This is a genomic window from Bradyrhizobium sp. SZCCHNPS1003 (genome assembly GCF_032381555.1).
Classification (GTDB): domain Bacteria; phylum Pseudomonadota; class Alphaproteobacteria; order Rhizobiales; family Xanthobacteraceae; genus Bradyrhizobium.
This window is the reverse complement of the sequence record NZ_JAUHIU010000006.1, coordinates 12,599-32,621: the sequence shown is the minus strand read 5'-3', so window position 1 is coordinate 32,621 and position 20,023 is coordinate 12,599. Positions and strand designations below refer to the sequence as shown.

The 20,023-nt window shown below is 66.9% G+C and carries 18 protein-coding genes; 12 read left to right on the top strand and 6 right to left on the bottom strand.

Annotated features, from left to right (window positions below; all coding sequences use genetic code 11):
- Position 1: 1 nt before the first annotated feature.
- From QX126_RS11500 to QX126_RS11490, 3 genes are all read left to right on the top strand, one after another.
- Positions 2-478, top strand: a complete 477-nt coding sequence (locus tag QX126_RS11500) for a MaoC family dehydratase (protein WP_315739161.1) — start codon at positions 2-4, stop codon at positions 476-478.
- A gap of 135 nt (positions 479-613) precedes the next feature.
- The gene (locus QX126_RS11495; protein WP_315781026.1) at positions 614-1,531 is read left to right on the top strand and encodes an SDR family NAD(P)-dependent oxidoreductase; all 918 of its coding nucleotides are present in this window, start codon (positions 614-616) and stop codon (positions 1,529-1,531) included.
- Between the two features lie 155 nt (positions 1,532-1,686).
- Entirely contained in the window at positions 1,687-2,913 is a 1,227-nt protein-coding gene (locus QX126_RS11490) for a TIGR03862 family flavoprotein (protein WP_315781025.1), read from the top strand.
- Positions 2,914-3,054: 141 nt separating this feature from the next.
- Here the strand turns inward: QX126_RS11490 and QX126_RS11485 are convergent, their stop codons facing one another.
- From QX126_RS11485 to QX126_RS11475, 3 genes are all read right to left on the bottom strand, one after another.
- Positions 3,055-4,134, bottom strand: a complete 1,080-nt coding sequence (locus tag QX126_RS11485; protein WP_315781023.1) for a D-TA family PLP-dependent enzyme — start codon at positions 4,132-4,134, stop codon at positions 3,055-3,057.
- A 152-nt stretch (positions 4,135-4,286) separates the two neighbouring features.
- Positions 4,287-6,098, bottom strand: coding sequence for an ABC-F family ATP-binding cassette domain-containing protein (locus QX126_RS11480; protein ID WP_315776847.1), 1,812 nt, complete (start codon positions 6,096-6,098; stop codon positions 4,287-4,289).
- A 4-nt stretch (positions 6,099-6,102) separates the two neighbouring features.
- Positions 6,103-6,597: a YaiI/YqxD family protein gene (locus QX126_RS11475; RefSeq protein ID WP_315781022.1), complete on the bottom strand. Its 495-nt coding sequence runs from the start codon at positions 6,595-6,597 to the stop codon at positions 6,103-6,105.
- Between the two features lie 126 nt (positions 6,598-6,723).
- On the opposite strand from QX126_RS11475, the gene QX126_RS11470 reads away from it, so the two are divergent.
- Positions 6,724-7,524 carry a hypothetical protein gene (locus QX126_RS11470; RefSeq protein ID WP_315781020.1) on the top strand — a complete coding sequence of 267 codons (801 nt, stop codon included), beginning with the start codon at positions 6,724-6,726 and terminating at the stop codon, positions 7,522-7,524.
- Between the two features lie 454 nt (positions 7,525-7,978).
- Here the strand turns inward: QX126_RS11470 and QX126_RS11465 are convergent, their stop codons facing one another.
- Positions 7,979-10,354 (bottom strand): xanthine dehydrogenase family protein molybdopterin-binding subunit, encoded by a 2,376-nt coding sequence (locus QX126_RS11465; protein ID WP_315781018.1) that lies wholly within the window; start codon positions 10,352-10,354, stop codon positions 7,979-7,981.
- A gap of 200 nt (positions 10,355-10,554) precedes the next feature.
- Between QX126_RS11465 and QX126_RS11460 the strand changes: the two genes are divergently transcribed.
- From QX126_RS11460 to QX126_RS11430, 7 genes are all read left to right on the top strand, one after another.
- Positions 10,555-11,628, top strand: coding sequence for a Ppx/GppA phosphatase family protein (locus QX126_RS11460; RefSeq protein ID WP_315739171.1), 1,074 nt, complete (start codon positions 10,555-10,557; stop codon positions 11,626-11,628).
- A 236-nt stretch (positions 11,629-11,864) separates the two neighbouring features.
- Entirely contained in the window at positions 11,865-12,560 is a 696-nt protein-coding gene (locus QX126_RS11455) for an RlmE family RNA methyltransferase (RefSeq protein ID WP_315781017.1), read from the top strand.
- Between the two features lie 100 nt (positions 12,561-12,660).
- Entirely contained in the window at positions 12,661-12,939 is a 279-nt protein-coding gene (locus QX126_RS11450) for a DUF3551 domain-containing protein (RefSeq protein WP_315739173.1), read from the top strand.
- A gap of 81 nt (positions 12,940-13,020) precedes the next feature.
- A complete protein-coding gene (locus QX126_RS11445; RefSeq protein WP_315739174.1) occupies positions 13,021-13,380 on the top strand; it encodes a hypothetical protein in 360 nt (119 codons plus the stop codon).
- Between the two features lie 165 nt (positions 13,381-13,545).
- A complete protein-coding gene (locus tag QX126_RS11440; protein ID WP_315781015.1) occupies positions 13,546-14,514 on the top strand; it encodes a Bug family tripartite tricarboxylate transporter substrate binding protein in 969 nt (322 codons plus the stop codon).
- Positions 14,511-15,005, top strand: a complete 495-nt coding sequence (locus QX126_RS11435) for a tripartite tricarboxylate transporter TctB family protein (RefSeq protein WP_315781014.1) — start codon at positions 14,511-14,513, stop codon at positions 15,003-15,005. Before QX126_RS11440 ends, QX126_RS11435 begins: the two co-directional genes overlap by 4 nt.
- Positions 15,005-16,504, top strand: a complete 1,500-nt coding sequence (locus tag QX126_RS11430) for a tripartite tricarboxylate transporter permease (RefSeq protein ID WP_315781012.1) — start codon at positions 15,005-15,007, stop codon at positions 16,502-16,504. Before QX126_RS11435 ends, QX126_RS11430 begins: the two co-directional genes overlap by 1 nt.
- A 109-nt stretch (positions 16,505-16,613) precedes the next feature.
- On the opposite strand, the gene QX126_RS11425 is transcribed toward QX126_RS11430, so the two are convergent.
- Positions 16,614-17,144 carry a DUF1003 domain-containing protein gene (locus QX126_RS11425; protein WP_315781010.1) on the bottom strand — a complete coding sequence of 177 codons (531 nt, stop codon included), beginning with the start codon at positions 17,142-17,144 and terminating at the stop codon, positions 16,614-16,616.
- A gap of 363 nt (positions 17,145-17,507) precedes the next feature.
- Here QX126_RS11425 and QX126_RS11420 point away from each other — a divergent pair, with 363 nt between their 5' ends.
- Complete coding sequence (locus QX126_RS11420; protein ID WP_315781009.1) at positions 17,508-18,566, top strand: acyltransferase; 1,059 nt, start codon at positions 17,508-17,510, stop codon at positions 18,564-18,566.
- Here the strand turns inward: QX126_RS11420 and QX126_RS11415 are convergent.
- On the bottom strand, positions 18,551-19,975 hold the full coding sequence (locus QX126_RS11415; protein WP_315781007.1) for an O-antigen ligase domain-containing protein: 1,425 nt from the start codon (positions 19,973-19,975) through the stop codon (positions 18,551-18,553). The two genes, QX126_RS11420 and QX126_RS11415, sit on opposite strands and share 16 nt — an antisense overlap.
- Between the last annotated feature and the right edge of the window lie 48 nt (positions 19,976-20,023).

Here is a 20,023-nt window from a genome sequence, read left to right as displayed (position 1 = left end):
CATGAACCAGATCTGGAAGAAGCCGCCGATTTCGCTCGCAGCCTATCAGGCCATGGTGGGCCAGGAGATCGGCGTGTCATCGTGGCACGTGCTCGATCAACAGCGCATAGACACCTATGCCGATGTGATCGAGGATCATCAGTTCATCCATGTCGATCCGGAGAAAGCCAAGGCGACGCCGTTCGGCACCACGATCGCGCACGGTTTTCTGACGATGTCGCTGCTGTCGGTGATGTCCTACGAGGTGATGCCGGCGATCGAGGGCACGGCGATGGGCGTCAATTACGGCTTCGACAAGCTGCGCTTCATCTCGCCGGTGAAATCGGGAAAACGCGTGCGCGGCCGCTTCGTGCTGGCGGAAGCCACGCTGCGCAAGCCCAAGGAGTTGCAGTCGCGCACCAATGTCACGGTCGAGATCGAAGGCGAGGACAAACCCGCGCTGGTCGCCGACTGGATCGGACTGATCTATCTCAGCTAACTCTCTTCGTCCCAACCCACCCCTCGTCATCGCCGGGCTTGACCCGGCGATCCAACAAAACTGAGAGTTTTTCGAAGTGGATGGATGCCCGGGTCAAGCCCGAGCATGACGAGCCTAGAACCTAGGACAAACATCATGGCAATCAGATTCGACGGACGCGTCGCCATCGTCACCGGCGCAGGCAATGGTCTCGGACGCGCGCATGCGCTGGGACTGGCGAGCCGCGGCGCCAAGGTCGTGGTCAATGATTTCGGTGGCGCGCGCGACGGCACGGGCGGCTCGATGACCGCAGCTGAAATCGTGGTCGAGGAGATCCGCAAAGCGGGCGGCACCGCGGTCGCCGACGGCGCCGACGTCTCGAATTTCGAGCAGGTCACTGCGATGGTCGAGCGCGCCACGAAGGAGTGGGGCAGCGTCGACATCATGTGCGCCAATGCCGGAATCCTGCGCGACAAGTCGTTCGGCAAGATGGAGGTTGCCGATTTCGCCAAGGTGCTGGATGTGCATCTTGTCGGCAGCTTCTACTGCTGCAAGGCGGTGTGGAACGGCATGCGCGAGCGCAATTACGGCCGCATCGTGCTGACGACCTCGTCCTCGGGCCTGTTCGGCAATTTCGGGCAGGCCAACTACGGCGCGGCCAAGACCGGCATGGTCGGCCTCATGAACGTGCTGGCGGAGGAGGGCCGCAAGACCAACATCCGCGTCAACATCATCTCGCCGACGGCGGCGACGCGCATGACGGAGGAACTGCTGCCACCGCAGGCGCTGCAGCTGATGAAGCCGGAATCGATCACGCCCGCGGTGGAGTATCTGCTGAGCGAGGACGCGCCGACCCGGACCATCATGGGCGCGGGTGCCGGCTCCTTCGCGGTGATCAGGATCCTGGAGAGCGAGGGCATCAACCTGCCGCCGGAGGAATGGACGCCGGACGCGATCGCCGCGCATTTTGCCGAGATCAGCGACATGTCGAGGGCGCGGGCGCTGCAGGGTGCATTCGAGCAGACACAGAAATACGTCGCCCAGGCCGCGGCGCGGCTGGGGATCAAGCTGTAAGACATGATGCCCGGGTCGAACTCCGCCGTCATGGCCGGGCTTGACCCGGCCATCCACGTCTTTGGCACTGAATGCGTGGAGAGGCGTGGATGCCCGGGTCAAGCCCGGGCATGACGACCTTTTGCTCGGCGACCTGCTCGGCCTAGATTGGCGCCATGTCCTCTTCAAACCAAGTCGCCGTCATCGGAGCCGGCCCGGCCGGACTGATGGCGGCCGAGGTGCTGGCCGAGGGCGGGACCGCCGTCACCGTCTACGATGCGATGCCGTCGGTGGCGCGTAAGTTTCTGATGGCCGGTCGCGGCGGCCTCAACCTTACCCATAGCGAAGAGCTGCCCGCCTTCCTGGCGCGCTACCGCGAGGCGGCGGCGTGGCTTGATCCGGCGATCCGCGCGTTCCCGCCGCAGCGGCTGCGCGACTGGTGCGAGGCGCTGGGCGAGCCGACCTTCGTCGGCTCCTCGGGCCGCGTGTTTCCGAGGGCAATGAAGGCCTCGCCGCTGCTGCGCGCGTGGCTGCGCCGGCTGGCCACGCAGGGTGTGCGCTTCGAGCTGCGGCATCGCTGGACCGGCTGGGACGAGGCAGGGCGGCTGACATTCGAGACACCGGCAGGACTGCGCGCGATCACGGCCGATGCGACCGTGCTCGCGCTCGGCGGCGCCAGCTGGCCGCGGCTCGGCTCCGACGGGGGCTGGGTATCGCTTCTCGCCGCGAAGGGTGTCGCGATTGCGCCGCTGCGGCCGGCCAATTGCGGCTTCACTGTCGCCTGGTCGGACATCTTCCGCGGCCGCTTCGAAGGCCAGCCGCTCAAAGGCATCGCGCTGTCGTTTGCTGATCGCAGCGTCCGCGGCGAGGCTATCGTTACGCGCGATGGCATTGAGGGCGGCGCCGTTTATGCGCTGTCGGCCGAGCTGCGCGAGGCGATCGCGCTGACAGGGGGGGCGATCCTGCACGTCGCGCTGCGGCCCGACCTCGCGACAGCCGATCTCATCACGCGGCTCTCGGCACCGCGCGGCAAGCAGTCGTTCTCGAACGTGCTGCGCAAGGCGGTGCAGTTGTCGCCGGTGGCGATCGGGCTGCTGCAGGAGGCGGCCAAGGCGCACGGCCTGTCACTCTCGTCGCTGCCGCCCGATCGTCTCGCGGCACTGATCAATGCCGTGCCGCTGAAGCTGACGGGCACAGCCGGACTCGCCCGCGCCATCTCCAGCGCCGGCGGCATCGCGCATGACGAGCTTGACGCCGATTACATGCTCAAACGCCTGCCCGGTGTGTTCGCCGCCGGCGAGATGCTCGATTGGGAAGCCCCGACCGGCGGCTATCTGCTGCAAGCCTCGTTCGCGACCGGGGCCGCCGCGGGCAGGGGCGTCTTGAAGCGGCTCGAATTGTAGGGTGGGCAAAGCGAAGCGTGCCCACCATTGGCATTCGTACAAGAACGCGGTGGGCACGACGCTTCGCGTCTTTGCCCACCCTACAGATTTCTCGTCATCGTCGCTTCGCTCCTCGCAGTGACGCTGCGAGAGAGCTTCGTCCTACCGCAGCTTGCCCCGCGCCGCGACCGGCAACGTGCCCAGGATCTCCTCGCCGCGGACCATCACGACCTCGTCCATCATGTTGACGACGACGCAGACGTGGTTGGGGATGATGCGCACGACGTCGCCGACATTGGGGCGGGTGTTGCTGCGGGAGAGATCGAGGAAGCCGTGCTCCTCGGCGAAGCGCGCGATCTTCGCTTCCGGGTGCTCCAGGATCAGGCCGTGGCCGTCGAGGCCGCCGGTGTCGGTCGTCAGCGTCTTCGAGCCGGCGTCGAGGATGCCGCGCTCGGGCGCGGCGCGGCTGACGACGGTGGAGTAGATGTGCAGCGCGCAGTCGTCCCAGCTGGCGACACCGGCGGCGACCTGCATGCGGTCGTTGTAGATGTAGGTGCCGGGCCGGTGCTCGGTGGCGCCCTTGAGCTTGCCGAGATTCTTCAGGTTGGGCGAGCCGCCGGTCGAGACGATGGCAGCCTCCAGCCCTTCGGCGCGAACGCCGGCCAGGGCCTCGTCATAGAAGTGCTGCGCCTCGTCCCAGCCGGTCTCGGTCGGGTACAGCATGAAGCCGGCGAAGCGCAGGCCGTCTGACGCTGCGATCTGGCGCGCGAGCTGGATCGCTTCCGTCGGCGTCTCGACGCCGGCGCGCTTGCGCCCGGTGTCGCATTCGACCACGACCGAGAGCGTGCGGCCGGATTGCTTTGCCGCCTGCGGCAGGCCGGAGATCACGGTCGCGTTGTCGGCGGCAACCGTCATGTTGGCCTTGGCTTGCAGCGCGGCGAGGCGCGCCATCTTTTCCTCGCCGATCAGGTTGTAGCTGATCAGGATATTGTCGATGCCGGCATCCGCCATGATCTCAGCCTCGCCGATCTTCTGGCAGGTGACTCCTTGCGCGCCCGCCTCGATCTGCAGCTTGGCCAGCACCGGGCTCTTGTGGGTCTTGATGTGCGGCCGGTTGGCGACGCCCGCGGCCTCGCACTGGGCCTGAATGCGTGCGATGTTACGCTCGACCCTGTCCATGTCGATGACGGCGCACGGCGTGCCGTACTCCCGGGCGATCCTGGCGGCGAGCGGGGTGGTCATGTCATTTACTCCATGTTGCCGTCATTGCGAGGAGCGAAGCGACGAAGCAATCCAGAGTCACGACTGCAGCCCTGGATTGCTTCCGCCGTCGCCCTTCGGGCTATGGCGGACATGTCGCTTCGCTCGCAATGACGAAGTGATTTCGATGAACGTCACGCGCCCTCGATCTCCTCGCGCAGCACTTCGAGCTCCAACCAGCGGTCTTCGGCGGCGGTGAGCTCGGCTTGCGCAGTGGCGATCGCGAGGGAGGCGGCGTCGAATTTCTTGCGGTCTTTCGCATACAGCGCGGGGTCGGCGAGCACGGCCTGCTGCTTGGCGATCTCGGCTTGCAGCTTGGCGATCGTCTTCGGCAAGGTCTCCAGTGCGTGCTTCTCGTTGAAGGAGAGCTTGCGCTTCGGCGCGCTCGCAGGCGCCGCGGCCGCGTGCTTGGTTTCCTTCTTCTCCTCCGCCGCCTTGGCATGCTGGCGCTTCAGGTCGGCGCCGCGCTGCGCCAGCATGTCGCTGTAGCCGCCTGCGTATTCCTGCCATTTGCCGTTGCCCTCGGGGACGATCACCGAGGTGACCACGCGATCGAGGAAGTCGCGGTCGTGGCTGATCAGGATCACCGTGCCCTCGTAGTCGCCGAGCATGTCCTCGAGCACGTCGAGTGTCTCCAAGTCGAGATCGTTGGTCGGCTCGTCCAGCACCAGCAGGTTCGATGGCTTGGCCAGCGCGCGCGCCAGCATCAGCCGGCCGCGCTCGCCCCCGGAGAGCACTTCGAGCGGCGTGCGCATCTGCTCGCGCGAGAACAGGAAGTCCTCCATGTAGCCGACGACGTGCTTCGGCTTGCCGGCCACCATGACGTGATCGCCGCGGCCGCCGGTCAGCGCTTCGGCGAGCGTCGTCCGGGGATCGAGGCTCTCGCGGTGCTGGTCGAGCGTCGCCGTCTCCAGATTGACGCCGAGCCGGATGCTGCCGCTGTCCGGCTCGCTGCCGCCGGTGAGCAGGTTGACCAGCGTGGTCTTGCCGGCGCCGTTGGGGCCGACGATGCCGATGCGGTCGCCGCGCTGGATGCGGATGGAGAAGTTGTCGACGATCTTGCGATCACCATAGCTCTTCGATGCGCCCTTCGCTTCGATCACCAGCTTGCCGGACTTGTCGGCCTCGGCCGCGGCGAGGTTGGCGGCGCCCGCCGTGCCGCGATAGTCGCGGCGCTGCTGGCGCAGCGCATGCAGATTGGCGAGCCGTTTGACGTTGCGCTTGCGGCGGCCGGAGACGCCGTAGCGCAGCCAGTGCTCTTCGTTGACGATCTTGCGGTCGAGCTTGTGCTGCTCGCGTTCTTCCTCCGCCAGCACCTCGTCGCGCCACGCCTCGAACGCCGCAAAGCCGCGGTCGATCTGCCTGATCTGGCCGCGGTCGAGCCACGCTGTCGCGCGGGACAGATTGGTGAGGAAACGACGATCGTGACTGATCAGCACCAGCGCCGAGCTTCGGCCGTCGAGCTCGTTCTCCAGCCACTCGATGGTCGTGAGGTCGAGGTGGTTGGTCGGCTCGTCCAGCAGCAGGATGTCGGGGTTGGGCGCAAGCACGCGCGCCAGCGCCGCGCGGCGCGCCTCGCCGCCGGAGACATGCGCGGGATCCTCTTCTCCAGTCAGTCCGAGCTGCTCGACGAGATAGCGCGCCTGATAGTGATCGTCGCCCGGGCCGAGCCCGGCCTCGACATAGGACAGCGTGGTGGCATGGCCGGAGAAATCCGGCTCCTGCGGCAGATAGCGAACCGTGGCACCCGGCTGCACGAAGCGGGTGCCGCTGTCGCATTCGACGAGGCCGGCGGCGATCTTGAGCAGCGTCGACTTGCCGGAGCCGTTGCGGCCGATCAGGCAGACGCGCTCGCCGGGCGAGACCGACAGTTCGACGCCCTGCAGCAGCGCGGTGCCGCCGAAGGTCAGGCGGATGTCTTTGAGTTGGATGAGAGGCGGCGCCATATCTCTAGCTTTGCTGCTGGACCCGCGCCGCGCGCTGGCGCTGCAGGCGGCGGATCGTGGTATCGAGGGTGGAGAGGAAGGTCGAGCGGTCGCGCGGCGTGAACGAGCGCGGGCCGCCGGTTACCTCGCCCGATGACCGCAGATCGGTCATGAGGTTGCGCACGGCGAGCGTCATGCCGATCGACTCCTCGGTGAACGGCTTGCCGTTCGGTGCGATCACGGCGCTGCCGGCCTTGACGCAGCGGCTCGCCAGCGGAATGTCCGCGGTGACGACGATGTCGTCGGCGCCGGCGCGCTCTGCGATCCAGTCATCCGCGGCATCCATGCCGCTGCCGGCCGCCACGCGCGTGATCAACGGATCCTCCGGCACGCGGATGAAGCCGCCGGCGACGACGATCACCGGCAGACCGTGCCGGATCGCGACGCGGTAGATCTCGTCCTTCACCGGGCAGGCGTCGGCGTCGACATAGATGTTGATCGGGGCGGTTTCGGTCGTCATCGGGCCATCGGTTGGAATGGTCCGGTTGGTACTCCATCGCAGCGGGAATTGCGAGCCAAACGCGCCGCTTGCCACGGCCTTTCCGGCCGCTACCATCGGCCAAAAATGGGGCAACGGGAGGCAAGGATGGCAGACGGAATCGCGGCGTATGCGGTCGAGGCGTTCAACACGGCCAAGCAGTCCGAGAACAAGATGCACGACGACAGCGTGGCCCGGCGGTTCGGCTTTGCCGGCGGCCTCGTGCCCGGCGTCGAGGTGCTGGCCTATATGCTGCATCAGCCGGTCGCGCGCTGGGGGCGGGCGTTCTTGGAACGTGGGCTGATCGAGGCGCGGTTCACCAAGCCGGTCTATGACGGCGAGATCGCCGAGGTCAGGGCGGAGGAGGTCGGCGACGGGCTCCGCCTGGAGGTGACGAGTAAAGGCGAGATCTGCGCCACCGGTTCCGCGTCGTTGCCGGCGGCGGCGCCCGACGTGGTGCTGGCCGGCTATCGCGATGTTCCGCCAGCAGCGGTGCGGTCGGCGATCGGCGCAGACTCGTTCGCCGTCGGCAGCTGGCTGGGCACTGCGCCACGCGCCTGGCCGGGGCAGGCGGCGACGGCCTATCTCGCCGAGATCCGCGAGCGCGATCCGATCTATTCCAGCGAGCGGCTCGGTCATCCCGGCATGCTGCAGCGGGTGATGAACCGCCTGCTGGTCGACAACATCGTGCTCGGTCCGTGGATTCACGTCGGCAGCCGCATGCAGCTGCTGTCGGCGATTGCCGAAACCGACGAGATCACCGCGCGTGGCCGGGTGGTCGCGAACTACGAGAAGAAGGGGCACCGCTTCGTCGAGATCGATGCGCTGGTGGTGGCGAACGGCACGCGGCCGCTGGCGCACTGTCACCATGTGGCGATCTACCAGCCGCGCGCGCAGGCGGCGGCGTAGTGGTAAAAGGCAGGCGGCATCCATAAAGCAGCTGTCATGCTCCGCGCAGGCGGAGCATCCAGTACGCCGCGACGTCTCGGCTGAATCGTAACCGCCTCGGAGTATTGGATCGTCCGCATGCGGACGATGACAGTTGAGATTGGGGCATGCTGGTCGCCCCACGCTCTCGTCATTGCGAGCGCAGCGAAGCAATCCAGACTGTCTCCGTGGAAGGATTCTGGATTGCTTCGCTACGCGCTACGCTCGCAATGACGTGGAGAGGACCCGCGGCCCAATCTCGACAGTCCGTAGCCCGGATGCGCGCACGCCGGTGCCCAGCGGGTGCAGGCGGGAGCGACATCCGGGTTCACCGATACGGCCCGTGAGACCCCGCATATCGCTGCGCTCATGCGGGCTACGGGCTTTTCGTTTGGCAATGAGATGTTTTCGCCTCATCGCGAGCGCTGCGAAGCAGCTACGCCGCGGTCTTCGCCTTGCCGTCCTGGATCGCGCGCCAGAGCTTCTCGGTGGTCAGCGGCATGTCGAGATGCTTCACACCGTAATCCGACAGTGCGTCGATCACCGCATTGATCACACTCGCCATCGAGCCGGCGCAGCCGGCCTCGCCGCAGCCCTTGGTGCCCAAGGGATTGCTCTTGGCGGGCACCGGATGGTTGTCCACCGTCATCATCGGCACATCGGAGGCGCGCGGCAGCGCGTAGTCCATCAGCGAGCCGGTGATCGGCTGGCCGCTCTCGTCGTAGCGCAGATGCTCCATCAGCGCCTGGCCGATGCCCTGGGCGACGCCACCATGCAGCTGGCCGGCGACGATCATCGGATTGATCACCGTGCCGAAGTCGTTGATTGCGGTATACGCGACGATCTGCGCGACGCCGGTGTCCGGCTCGATCTCGACCTCGCAGACGTGGCAGCCATTGGGGAAGGTCGACTCGGTGACGGTCGAGTTGTGGTCGACGTCGAGCGAGGCCGGCACGCCCTCGGGCATCTTACCCTCGCGTAGGCGGCGCGCCAGCTCCATGATGTCGATGCTGCGGTCGGTGCCGGCGATGGTGAATTGGCCGCCATTGAACTCGATGTCGGCCTCCGAGGCTTCGAGCAGATGCGCGGCGGCCTGCTTGCCCTTGGCGATCACGAGCTGCGAGGATTCGACAATGGCCTGGCCGGTCGCCGTGATCGAGCGTGAGCCGCCGGTGCCGTTGCCGAACCGCACGAGATCAGAGTCGCTTTGCTCCAGCCGGATCTTGTCGAAGGGCACGCCGAGTTGCGCCGACAGCACCTGCGCGAACGGCGTGGCGTGGCCCTGGCCGTAATCGAGCGTGCCGGTCGTCAGGGTCACGCCGCCATCGGCATCGAAGGTGATCTTGCCGAGCTCGCCCGACGGCGGCGCTGTCACCTCAAGATACGAGCCGACCGCGATACCGCGCAGCTTGCCGTTCTTGCGGCTCTCGCGCTTGCGCTTGGCGAAGCCGGCGTAGTCGGAGACCTGCAGCGCCTTCTCGAACACCGCGGCGAAGTCGCCGGAGTCGTAGGTGACGCCCGACGCGGCCGGGAACGGCATCTGGCTCGGCTTGATGAAGTTGCGCTTGCGGATGGTGAGACGGTCGATACCCATCTCGCGCGCGGCGGTGTCGATCAGCCGCTCCATGAAGTAGTTCGCCTCGGGACGGCCGGCGCCGCGATACGCGCCCATCAAGGTGACGTTGGTCAGCACGGTCTTGATATCGACGCCGAGCAGCGGCGTCTTGTAGACGCTGGCGAGGTTCTTGCCGGTGTTGAGCGACAGCGGCAGCGGCGCCACGCCCATGATGTAGGCGCCGAGATTGCCATAGCCTGACAGCCGCACGGCGAGGAACTTGCCGTCGGCATCCAGCGCCAGCTCGCCATGGATGATCTGGTCGCGGCCCTGGCTGTCCGACAGGAAGGCGGTGGTACGCTCGTCGCGCCACTTCACCGGACGTCCCAGCTGCTTGGCGGCGTGCAGGATGCAGACGTATTCGGGATAGGAGACGTTCTTCATCCCGAAGGAGCCGCCGACATTGGTGGTGAGGATGCGGACCTTGTCCGGTGCGACGTTGAGGATCTTGGCCAGCGTCGCCTTGTTGCCGGACACGCCCTGGGTCGGCACCTGCAAGGTGAAGCGCTCGGTCTTGCCGTCGAACGCGGCGAGCGCCACGCGCGGCTCCATCGACACCACGGCGACGCGGGTGTTGACGATGTCGAGCTTGGTGACGTGCGCGGCCTTGGCGAAGGCCTCTTCGATCTTGGCCGTGTCGCCGTAATGATAATCGAGCGCGACGTTGTTGGGGATATGGTCATAGAGCTGCGGCGCGCCGGGCTTGGCGGCTTCCTCGGCATTGGTGACCGCGGGCAGGGGCTCGATATCGAACTCGACCGCCTCGGCCGCGTCGCGGGCCTGGGCCGCGGTCTCCGCCACCACGAACGCGACGGGGTCACCGACGAAGCGCACCTTGTCGGTGACGAGCGCCGGCCGGTTGGTCTGCAGCAGCGGCGAGCCGTCCCGGCCCTTCAGCGGCAGGCCGCAGGTGAACGGGCCATAGTTGGCTCCGGCGAGGTCGGCTCCAGTCCACACCCCGAGCACGCCGGGCATGGCCTTGGCGGCCGCGGTGTCGATCCTCTTGATGATGCCATGGGCGTGGCTGGAGCGGACGATCCAGGCATGGGCCTGGCCGGGCAGGTTGAAATCGTCGGTATATTTGCCGTGACCGCGCACCAGCGTGTCGTCCTCCTTGCGCCGGACCGGCTGCCCGACGCCGAATTTCTGCAGCGCGATCGCGTTTTCGAGGGAGGCCGGGACGGTGTGATCTTGCATGAATGAGGACCCAAGAGGCTGGATTGGTCGCAAATGCGGGCTGTTCCCAGATAGTGCAGCGCCCGCGGCCGGACAACGGTTGATTAGGAATGGTGCATCACGCCTGACGGAGGGGCTGTTGCGCCGGCGCTATCCACTGATAATGTCTCACGAAAGAGAACTTCCATCTGAGCCGGTTCGGCCAGCGGAAAGACATTTGAATGATCAATGACACGCGGCTGCGGGAGAGTCCCACGCCGCGCGGGAACCTGGAGCCCGGCTTGCGTCCGGGTCTGGACGTCGCGACGCCTTCCTGCGCCAGCAATGGCAGCAGCGTCTACGCGGCCCTGGACCTCGGAACCAACAATTGCCGGCTCCTGATCGCCTGTCCTTCGGGCGACAGTTTCCGCGTGGTCGACTCCTTCTCGCGCATTGTCCGGCTGGGCGAGGGCATCTCGACCACCGGCTGCATCAGCGATGCGGCGATGGATCGGGCCATCGCCGCGCTCAGCATCTGCCGGGACAAGATCCAATCCAAGAAGGCCAGCCGCCTGCGTCTGATCGCGACCGAGGCCTGCCGCGCCGCCTCCAATGCGGAGGGGTTCCGCAGCCGGGTGGCGGCGGAGACCGGCATCGAGCTCGAGGTGATCGACCGCGAGACCGAGGCGGCGCTGGCCGTCAAGGGCTGCGCGCCGCTACTGGATCCAGGCGGGCGCGGGGCCATCCTGTTCGACATTGGCGGCGGCTCCAGCGAGCTGGTGCGGATCGAGCGCGATCCGGCAGACCGCAACGCCGAGCCGAGGATCAAGGCCTGGATGTCGATCCCGCTCGGCGTCGTGACGCTGGCCGAACGCTTCGGCGGCCGCGACGTGACGCCAGAGATCTATGCCGCCATGGTCGAGGCCGTGGCCGAGCATGTCGGGCCGTTCGCGGCCGAGAACGGCGGCGACCTCTCCGGCATGCACCTGCTCGGCACCTCCGGCACCGTGACGACGCTCGGCGGCATTCATCTCAACCTCGCGCGCTACGATCGGCGCCGGGTCGACGGCATCTGGATCAACGATGCCGACATCACGACGACGATCGCCAAGCTGCTGGCGATGAGCTACCAGGAGCGCGCCGAGAACAACTGCATCAGCATCGACCGCGCCGACCTCGTGCTCGCGGGCTGCGCCATTCTCGACGCGATTCGCCTGGCGTTTCCGCTGCCGCGGCTGCGCGTCGCCGATCGCGGCCTGCGCGAGGGCATGCTGGTCGAGATGATGCGCGAAGACGGTGCGCTGCGCACGGCGTAGCGACTTCACCCTCCCCTGGAGGGGGAGGGTCGTCTCACATGGAGCGCAGCGCAATGTGAGACGGGGTGGGGTGAGTTCCACGAGCAGTCTTCGTGTGGCTCACCCCACCCCGATCGCTCGCTTCGCTCCCGATCGACTCTCCCCCTCCAGGGGAGGGTGACCTTTGTAGTTCCGCCAGACCTCGAGCATGGACGGATTTTCGCCTCCCGCGTCTGGTCACGACGACCGAGAAACACATGGCAAAAGACACGACCGGCCGCATGCATGTGCAGGTCAAGACCGGAGGCAAGCGCAAGCTGTCCTCGAAGCTCTGGCTGGAGCGCCAGCTCAACGATCCCTATGTCGTCCAGGCCAAGCGCGACGGCTATCGCTCGCGCGCGGCCTACAAGCTGCTCGAGATCGATGACAAATACCGGCTGCTCAAGCCCGGCATGACGGTGGTCGATCTCGGCGCCGCACCCGGCGGCTGGAGCCAGATCGCGGCGCGTCGGGTCGGGGCCGAAGCCGGGAAGGGCAAGGTGATCGCGATCGATCTGCTGGAGATGGGCGAGATCCCCGGCGTCACCTTCGCCCAGCTCGACTTCCATGCCCAGGATGCGCCGGAAAAGCTTCGCGCGATGCTCGGCGGGCGTGCCGACGTGGTGATGTCGGACATGGCCGCCAACACCACCGGCCACCGCAAGACCGACCAGTTGCGCATCGTCGGTCTCGTCGAACTCGCCGCGCATTTCGCCAGCGAGGTGCTCAAACCGGGCGGCAGCTTTCTCGCCAAGACGTTCCAGAGCGGCGCCGATGCCGACTTGATGGCGCAGCTCAAGCGCGATTACGCCAGCGTCCGCCACGTCAAGCCGGCGGCGAGCCGGCAGGATTCGTCGGAGCGCTACGTGCTGGCGATGGGGTTCCGCGGCGGAGAGCAGGCCGACCTGCTGTAACGGCGTCATTGCGACCGGCCAGCGCCGGCGATACAGAGCAGATGCAACAAGGTCTCGGGAATCGGCTTGGGCCGACGAGACCCGTTCCGGAGGTCCCGAAATGCGTGTCCTGACCTGCAGCGCTGTCGCGGTCGCTTTGATGGTGGGCTCGGCCATATCGGGGCCGGCTCACGCCCAGGCCTATGATCCGCGCTATCCCGTGTGCATGAAGGTCTATGAAGGCGGCCGGTTTGGCGGTGGCGAGTGGATCGACTGCAGCTATACGTCGCTGCCGCAATGTCGCGCGACGGCGTCGGGCCGTGCGGCGATGTGCGATCTCAATCCCTTCTACGCCCCGCCGTCGCCTCCGCCGCGCCGCGCGCATCGGCGGCATCGCTGAAACATTTCATGACGGAACGGCCGTTGCCGTGCCGCAATCGAACTGAAGATTCGAGACCCTCGTACCCATCGGGCTGCCGTGATGCCGCATCGTTTCATCGTCGCGATCGTGATGCTTCTGCTGCTGGTCCCCGCGATCGCGACCGCCGCGCCGTCGCACAAGCGCAAGGCGCACCGTTGGCAGGGCTATGGCTTCCTGCCCGGCTACAAGCAGCCGCCCAACAACAGCCTGCCGCTCTATGCCGACAAGGAGGCCATGCGCAACGGGCCGCGCGGCAGCCGCCGCCATTGGTATATCGACGGTACGCCGAAATACATGCTCTACAACGGCGAGTGGCATTATTTCGGCCAGCCAGGCTTCTATCGCGGCCATTACAATGGCGGCAGCTTCGGCCCGTGCTGGACGCGGACGCCAGTGGGGATGGTCTGGACTTGCGGTTAGGCCGCTCCTCCCACAACCGTCTCGTCCTCCCAGGGCTGCTGCTGCAACGCGGGCGACGGCGCGAGCAATCCCGTCTGGACAGGGGCCGCATTTCCCGCTGAAATGCCGCTCCTCAGAGGCAAAAGAAACGCGAGCCGTTCGTTCGGCCGACCGTGGAGGACCGCTTTGAATTCGTTCTGTACGCGCCTGTTCGGCGCCGTCGTCGCTTTGAGCTTCCTTGCCGGTGCTCCGGCCTTCGCCCAGCAGCTCGAGCTGAAGGTGATGGCGCCGGCCGCGCCCGGCGGCGGCTGGGACCAGACCGCGCGGGCCATGCAGCAGGCCTTCGTGGCGTCGGGCGTGGCGCGCAGCGTCCAGGTCACCAACGTGGCGGGGGCGGGCGGCACCGTCGGCATCGCGCAGTTCGTCAACGGCGCCAAGGGCGACGGCAACCAACTGATGGTCAACGGCTTCGTCATGGTCGGCGCGCTCGCCATGAACAAGTCGCCGGTGACATTGGAGCAGGTGACGCCGATCGCGCGGCTGACCGAGGAGATCCAGGTCATCGTCGTGCCCGCGAACTCGCCGATCAAGACGGCGCAGGATCTCGCCGCGGCGCTGAAGGCCGACATCGCCAAGGTCACCTTCGCCGGCGGCTCGGCCGGCGGCGTCGATCACGTGATGGCAGCGCTGTTCGCCGGCGCCGTCGGCGCCGACGCCAAGAAGGTCAACTACATCCCGTTCTCGGGCGGCGGCGAGTCGCTGGCGGCGATCCTCGGCGGCAAGGTCACGGCGGGCATTTCCGGCCTGTCGGAATACGACGGGCAGATCAAGAGCGGCAAGCTGCGCGCCATCGGTGTGTCCTCGGAGAAACGCATTCCAGGGGTCGACATCCCAACCTTCAAGGAGCAGGGCATCGATCTCGTGCTCGCCAATTGGCGCTCGGTGGTCGCGGCGCCCGGCATAACGCCGGAGCAGAAGAAGACGCTCAGCGAGGCCGTCGAGAAGATGGTGAAGTCGGATGCGTGGAAGGAGATCCTGAAGCAGAAGGGCTGGGATGACGCCTATCTTCCGGGTGATGCGTTCGCTGACTTCCTGAAAAAGGAGAACGTCCGCGTCACCGACGTGTTGAAGTCGGTCGGCCTCGTCAAGTCATGACGACGGAGAGTGCTGGCACCGAGACACCCGCCTCGGGAGGCGTCGACAAGGCCGGCATCGTCATTGCGGCGCTGCTGGCGGCTGTCGCGCTCGTGCTTGTCTATGACGCCAATCAGATCCCGGCGACCACGATGTACGGCATGGGCCCGCAGGTCATGCCGGTTGTGATCGCGATCGGGCTCGGCATTCTTGCACTGGCCAATCTGATCGATGCCCTCAGAGGCAACCTGCCGCCGCGCGAGAGCTCCGATCCGAAGGCGGTGCTGTTGATCCTCGCCGGCCTTGCGCTCTTGATCGCGATCATCGGCTTCGGTGGCGGCTTCATCCTGGCGACCACCGCGCTGTTCGTGACGACGTCGGCCGCGTTCGGCCGGCGCGCATTCGTCACCGACGTCATCATCGGCGCGGTGCTGACGACGCTGATCTATCTCGCATTCGACCGCCTCCTCACCCTGAGCCTTCCCGCCGGTCCGCTCGAAAGACTGCTCTGATGGACACCTTTGCCGCGCTCGCGCATGGGATGGCGATCGCCGTCCAGCCCATGAACCTGCTCTATGCGCTGGTCGGCGTGTTCCTCGGCACCGCCGTCGGCGTGCTGCCGGGCATCGGGCCGGCGCTCACCGTCGCGCTGCTGCTGCCGGTGACCTACAAGCTCGATCCCGGCGGTTCGCTGATCATGTTCGCCGGCATCTATTACGGCGGCATGTATGGCGGATCGACCACCGCGATCCTGATCAACACCCCCGGCGAGAGCGCCTCGATGGCGACCGCGCTCGAGGGCAACAAGATGGCCAAGGCCGGCCGCGGCGGCCCGGCGCTGGCGACGGCGGCAATCGGCTCGTTCGTCGCGGGCACCATCGCCACCATCGGACTCGCGTTCCTGTCGCCGTATCTCGTCGACATCGCCGTGCGCTTCGGTCCGGAGGACTACTTCGCGCTGATGTGCGTCGCCTTCGTCACGGTGTCCGCGACGTTCGGCGATTCACCGATCCGCGGCCTCACCAGCCTGTTCATCGGCCTGACGCTCGGCCTGATCGGCATCGACAAACTGACGGGACAGGCGCGGCTCGCCTTCGGCGTGCCGGAGCTGCTCGATGGCGTCGAGGTGACGACCTTGGCGGTCGGCCTGTTCGCGGTCGGCGAGGCGCTCTACGTCGCCTCGCGCCGGCACCATAGCGAGGAGAAGATCGAGGCCATCAAGGGCTCGCTGTGGATGACGCGCGAGGATTGGAAGCGGTCGTGGAAGCCGTGGCTGCGCGGCACGATGTTCGGCTTTCCGATCGGCGCGCTGCCGGCCGGTGGGGCGGAGATCCCCACCTTCCTGTCCTATTCGACCGAGCGACGGCTGACCAAATATCCCGAGCAGTTCGGTAAGGGCGCGATCGAGGGCGTCGCCGGTCCTGAGGCCGCCAACAACGCCTCCGCCGCGGGCACGCTGGTGCCGCTGCTGACCCTCGGCCTGCCCACCTCGGCGACCGCCGCGATGATGCTCGCCGGCTTCCAGCAATATGGCCTCAATCCGGGCCCGCTGCTGTTCGCCGAGCGGCCCGACCTGGTCTGGGGCCTGATCGCTAGCCTGTTCATCGCCAACACGATGCTGCTGGTGCTCAACCTGCCGCTGGTCGGACTGTGGGTGAAGCTGCTCGCGATCCCGACACCCTGGCTCTACGCGGGCATCCTCGTGTTCGCCACGATGGGGACGATCGCCGCAAAGCCGTCCGTGGTCGAATTGTCGATGCTGGCCGGCTTCGGCGTGCTCGGCTTCCTGATGCGCCGCTTCGATTTCCCGATCGCGCCGGTCGTGGTCGGGCTGATCCTCGGGCCGATCGCCGAGAGCCAGTTGCGGCGGGCGCTCGCGATCAGCCTCGGCGATCCCATGACCCTGCTGCAGTCGCCGATCTCTGCCACTCTGCTGGCGGTCGCGCTGATTGCGCTCGTCGCGCCGTTCGTCCTCAAGGGACTCGGGCGCTTCAAGGCGAATGAGGATTGAGTGTGGCGCGCAAGTGGAAACCGCGCCACCTTTGCTGCCCCGGTTGTGCATCGCCCGGGCGAGCGCAACGACCGCGGGGACACCGGCCCCGCATGCTGCTCGCGCGACGTCAGCGCTGCGCCTCCTCGATCTTGTCGAGCACGCGCTCCTGCGCGATGTCCTTCGACGCGTCGCGCAGTTCCGGCTTGGCATCCGGCTCGATGCCCATCCGCTGCGCCATCTGGTTCAGCAGCACGACCTGAGTTAGCTCGTGCTCCGCCAGCAGGCTGATTTGCAGGTCGAGATCGGCGCGCTTGTCGGCTTCGGCCGCCATGCGGTTCTGCGAGATCGGCACGAAGGTCGAGAGGAAGATCGCCTCGACCGACGCGATCATGGCGAACTCGGCGAAGCTCTCGTTCCAGGCGGGCGCGCCGGGGATGAGATGCAGATTGGCGACGATCCAGAAGCCGAACACCGTGAGATGCAGATAGACGAAAGTCATCGCCCCCGTGAAGCGCGTGATCGCTTCGGCCGCCTTCTGCTGGGTGGTCGCCTCCGTCAGCTCGCGCTTGCGCCGGTCGACCAGCGCCTCGATGTTGCGTTCGAGGGCACGGGTGAGCCCCGGGCTTGGGGTGGGATGCGGCGCCAGCTCTTGGGCCATGAGCTGCAAACGAGCCCTGCGTCGGCCGTTCCCCTGGGAAGGGCCGCGCGGGAGCCCGAGTCGCGTGTGCCGACCAGGCCGCAGCGGATCGGACGCGCCGCGCTTGATCGCCGGCGCCGGGTGAGGTGGCCAGCGTCTCCACCTCGTGCCTGGCTCTGGTCGCGATCCCCGGCGTAGCCGGCAGCCGTCCCAGCAGAGGCTTATCGGTTGGTTAAGACTAACGCGAGAATACCCCCGAAGCCCTTGCAGGCGCCAACGGCGCTGCAAAGCCGGCTGCGCTATGACTTTGACGAATGCGGCGCTGACTTCGCAGGAGTCGCGGACCGGGCGCGGGCTGCGCGACACGGGCAGGACAAGTCGGGCATGGATGCTGGAACGCAGAGGGCAACGGCTGACACCGCGCGCACGGCGTGGATCGATTTCGCGCGCGGCCTCGGCGTCATCCTGGTGGTCTACGGTCACGTGCTTGGCGGTCTGGTGCGCCCGGGCATCTTCCCGGATGGAGCCGTCGCGCGCTGGATGGACTACACGCTCTACACGTTCCACATGCCGCTGTTCTTCTTCCTGGCCGGCTTGAACGTGCAGCACAGCTTGCGGCGCGGCGCGCGTCCCTTCCTCACGTCCAAGCTCTGGACCATCGCCTATCCCTACGTGCTGTGGTCGTTGATCCAGGGCGGGATCACGATGCTGCTGGCGCGGGATGCCAACATCCCGATCCATCCCGGCGATCTCGCCGCGATCTGGTATCGTCCGATCGCACAGTTCTGGTTCCTCTACGCGCTGATGATCTGCCACGTGATCGCGGTGCTGGTCCCGTCGCGGACGGTCTTGATCACGCTCGCGCTGGCCGGGCTTTGCGTGTTCCTCGCGCTGCCGATCCGGCCTGACCTCGCGCTCACCCTGCATCATCTGCCGTTCTACGTCGCGGGCGTCTACGGTGTCAGCGTGGTGGCGGAATGGCGGCCGTTCGGCTGGTCCGCGTTGGCCGTGATCGGGATCGCGTTTGCGGCCGCAGTGGCGTTGGGCGGCCAGCTGTCCGGCATGGACGCCAACGGGCTCGCCTCCCTGCCGGCCTGTGTGCTCGGGATCGCCGGCACGGTCGGGCTCTGCAAGCTGCTCGCGCCAACGAGCCATCGCTGGCTTGCGGCCGCAGGCGTCGCGTCGATGACGATCTATGTCCTGCACATCCTCAGCGGGTCGGGCATGCGCATCATCATGCTCAAGCTGCACATCCCGCCATCGCCATGGGTCTATCTGTTGGCCGGTACGGCGGCCGGTGTCGTGCTTCCTCTGATGGCGCATGCCATCCTGCAGCGGCTGCATCTGCTGCCGGTCTTCGGGCTTGCACCGCCGGCCTCCCGGAAGTCGCAGGCCGCAGTGATCGCGCCGCGCGTTGCAACGTCCGATCAGGCGCCGGCCTGATGCTGCCGAGCGGCGACGGTGCGCCGTGCGCCGCCGGCCATCTGGTCGAGCGGACAGGCCATGGCGACGAGCATCCAGAACAGCGCCGAGACCTCGCCGGAGGAGATGCTGGTCAGCGGCAGCTGGATCAGCAGCGCACTGATGGCGAGCGCGCCGAGCACGGCGCCCTCGCGCGTCGGCATCCGCCAGGCGGCGCCGGTGGCGGCGAGCCCGACCCAGACATAGGCTGCGAGGCAGATCAGTCCGACCGGAATGCCCATCGTCACCCAGCTTGCGATGATCTGCCCGTCGATCGGCATCGCGCCGGCGACGCCGACGTCGGTGATGGTGAAGCCCGATCCCAGGACCATGCTGTTCGGCGCATTCCACAGCGTGACGAACTCATCCAGCCGCTCGCTGCCGCTACTGTCCTGCGACACGCTGCCGAGCGATTCCAGACGAGAGGTGATGACCTCCGCGAACGGCGTGAACATGACGGTGACGATCACCGCGCCGACCAGTCCGCCCGTGATCGATACGGCACGACGCCGCGTCGAGGGGAACAGCATGCAGAACAGCACGCCCACCGCGAGCGTGATCCAGCTGGTGCGGTAGAGCGACAGCAACAGGCCGAGCGCCGCCGGCGCCATCGCCGCCAGTGCCAGCCATCCCGGGCGCAGGAAGCCCACCAGCAGCAGGCCCGTGGCCGTGAAGGTCGCGTAGCTGGCCGGGCCGTTCATCGTGCTGAACACGCGCACCATGTAGGGCAGCGGATAGCCGGCCGAGGTGATGCTGGCGTTCACCATCCAGAACCGATCCCAGCCTTGCGGATCGACATATTGCCAGATGCCGTAGAGGCCGGTGAGCGGCAGCACCAGCAGGAACACGCGCGTGATGGCATCGAGCAGGACGCCGTCGGATTGCGCCCGCTGCTGCAGGGCGATCGCATAGAGTACGGGCGCGGCCCATTTCATTCCGCCATTGGCGGCGTTGAACCAGTCGTTCTGGAAGATCGAAAGCGCGCCGCCATAGACGATGCAGGCGAGGATGATGAGCGGCGCCACGAGCCAGGGATTGCCCGGCCTGTCCTTGGCCGAGGGCGAGAGTGCCAGACTCGGAACTGGCGCGATGATGAACAGCAGGGGGCCGCTCAACATGATGCCGGACGAATCGAATCCTGCGGAGATGTCGACCAGGCGGCGCACGAAAGGAGCGAAGGCGAACATCAGGATCGCCGACTGAACGTGGGCTTCGGGGCTGCGACGCCACGCGAACCAGCCGGCGACCGCGCAGCCGAGCACGAAGGCCGGCCTGACAAGGCCGCCGAGTGCCGGGACGGCAAGCGCCGTCGCTGCCAGGAGAAGCGCGGACGGCCAACAGTTCATCGCCATCGCCGCGAGCGGCTGCGGGTCGATTCGGCTCTCTTTCATGAAGTCGGACTATAATGGAAAACCCGCGCTCCCGACGCATGTTCGAAC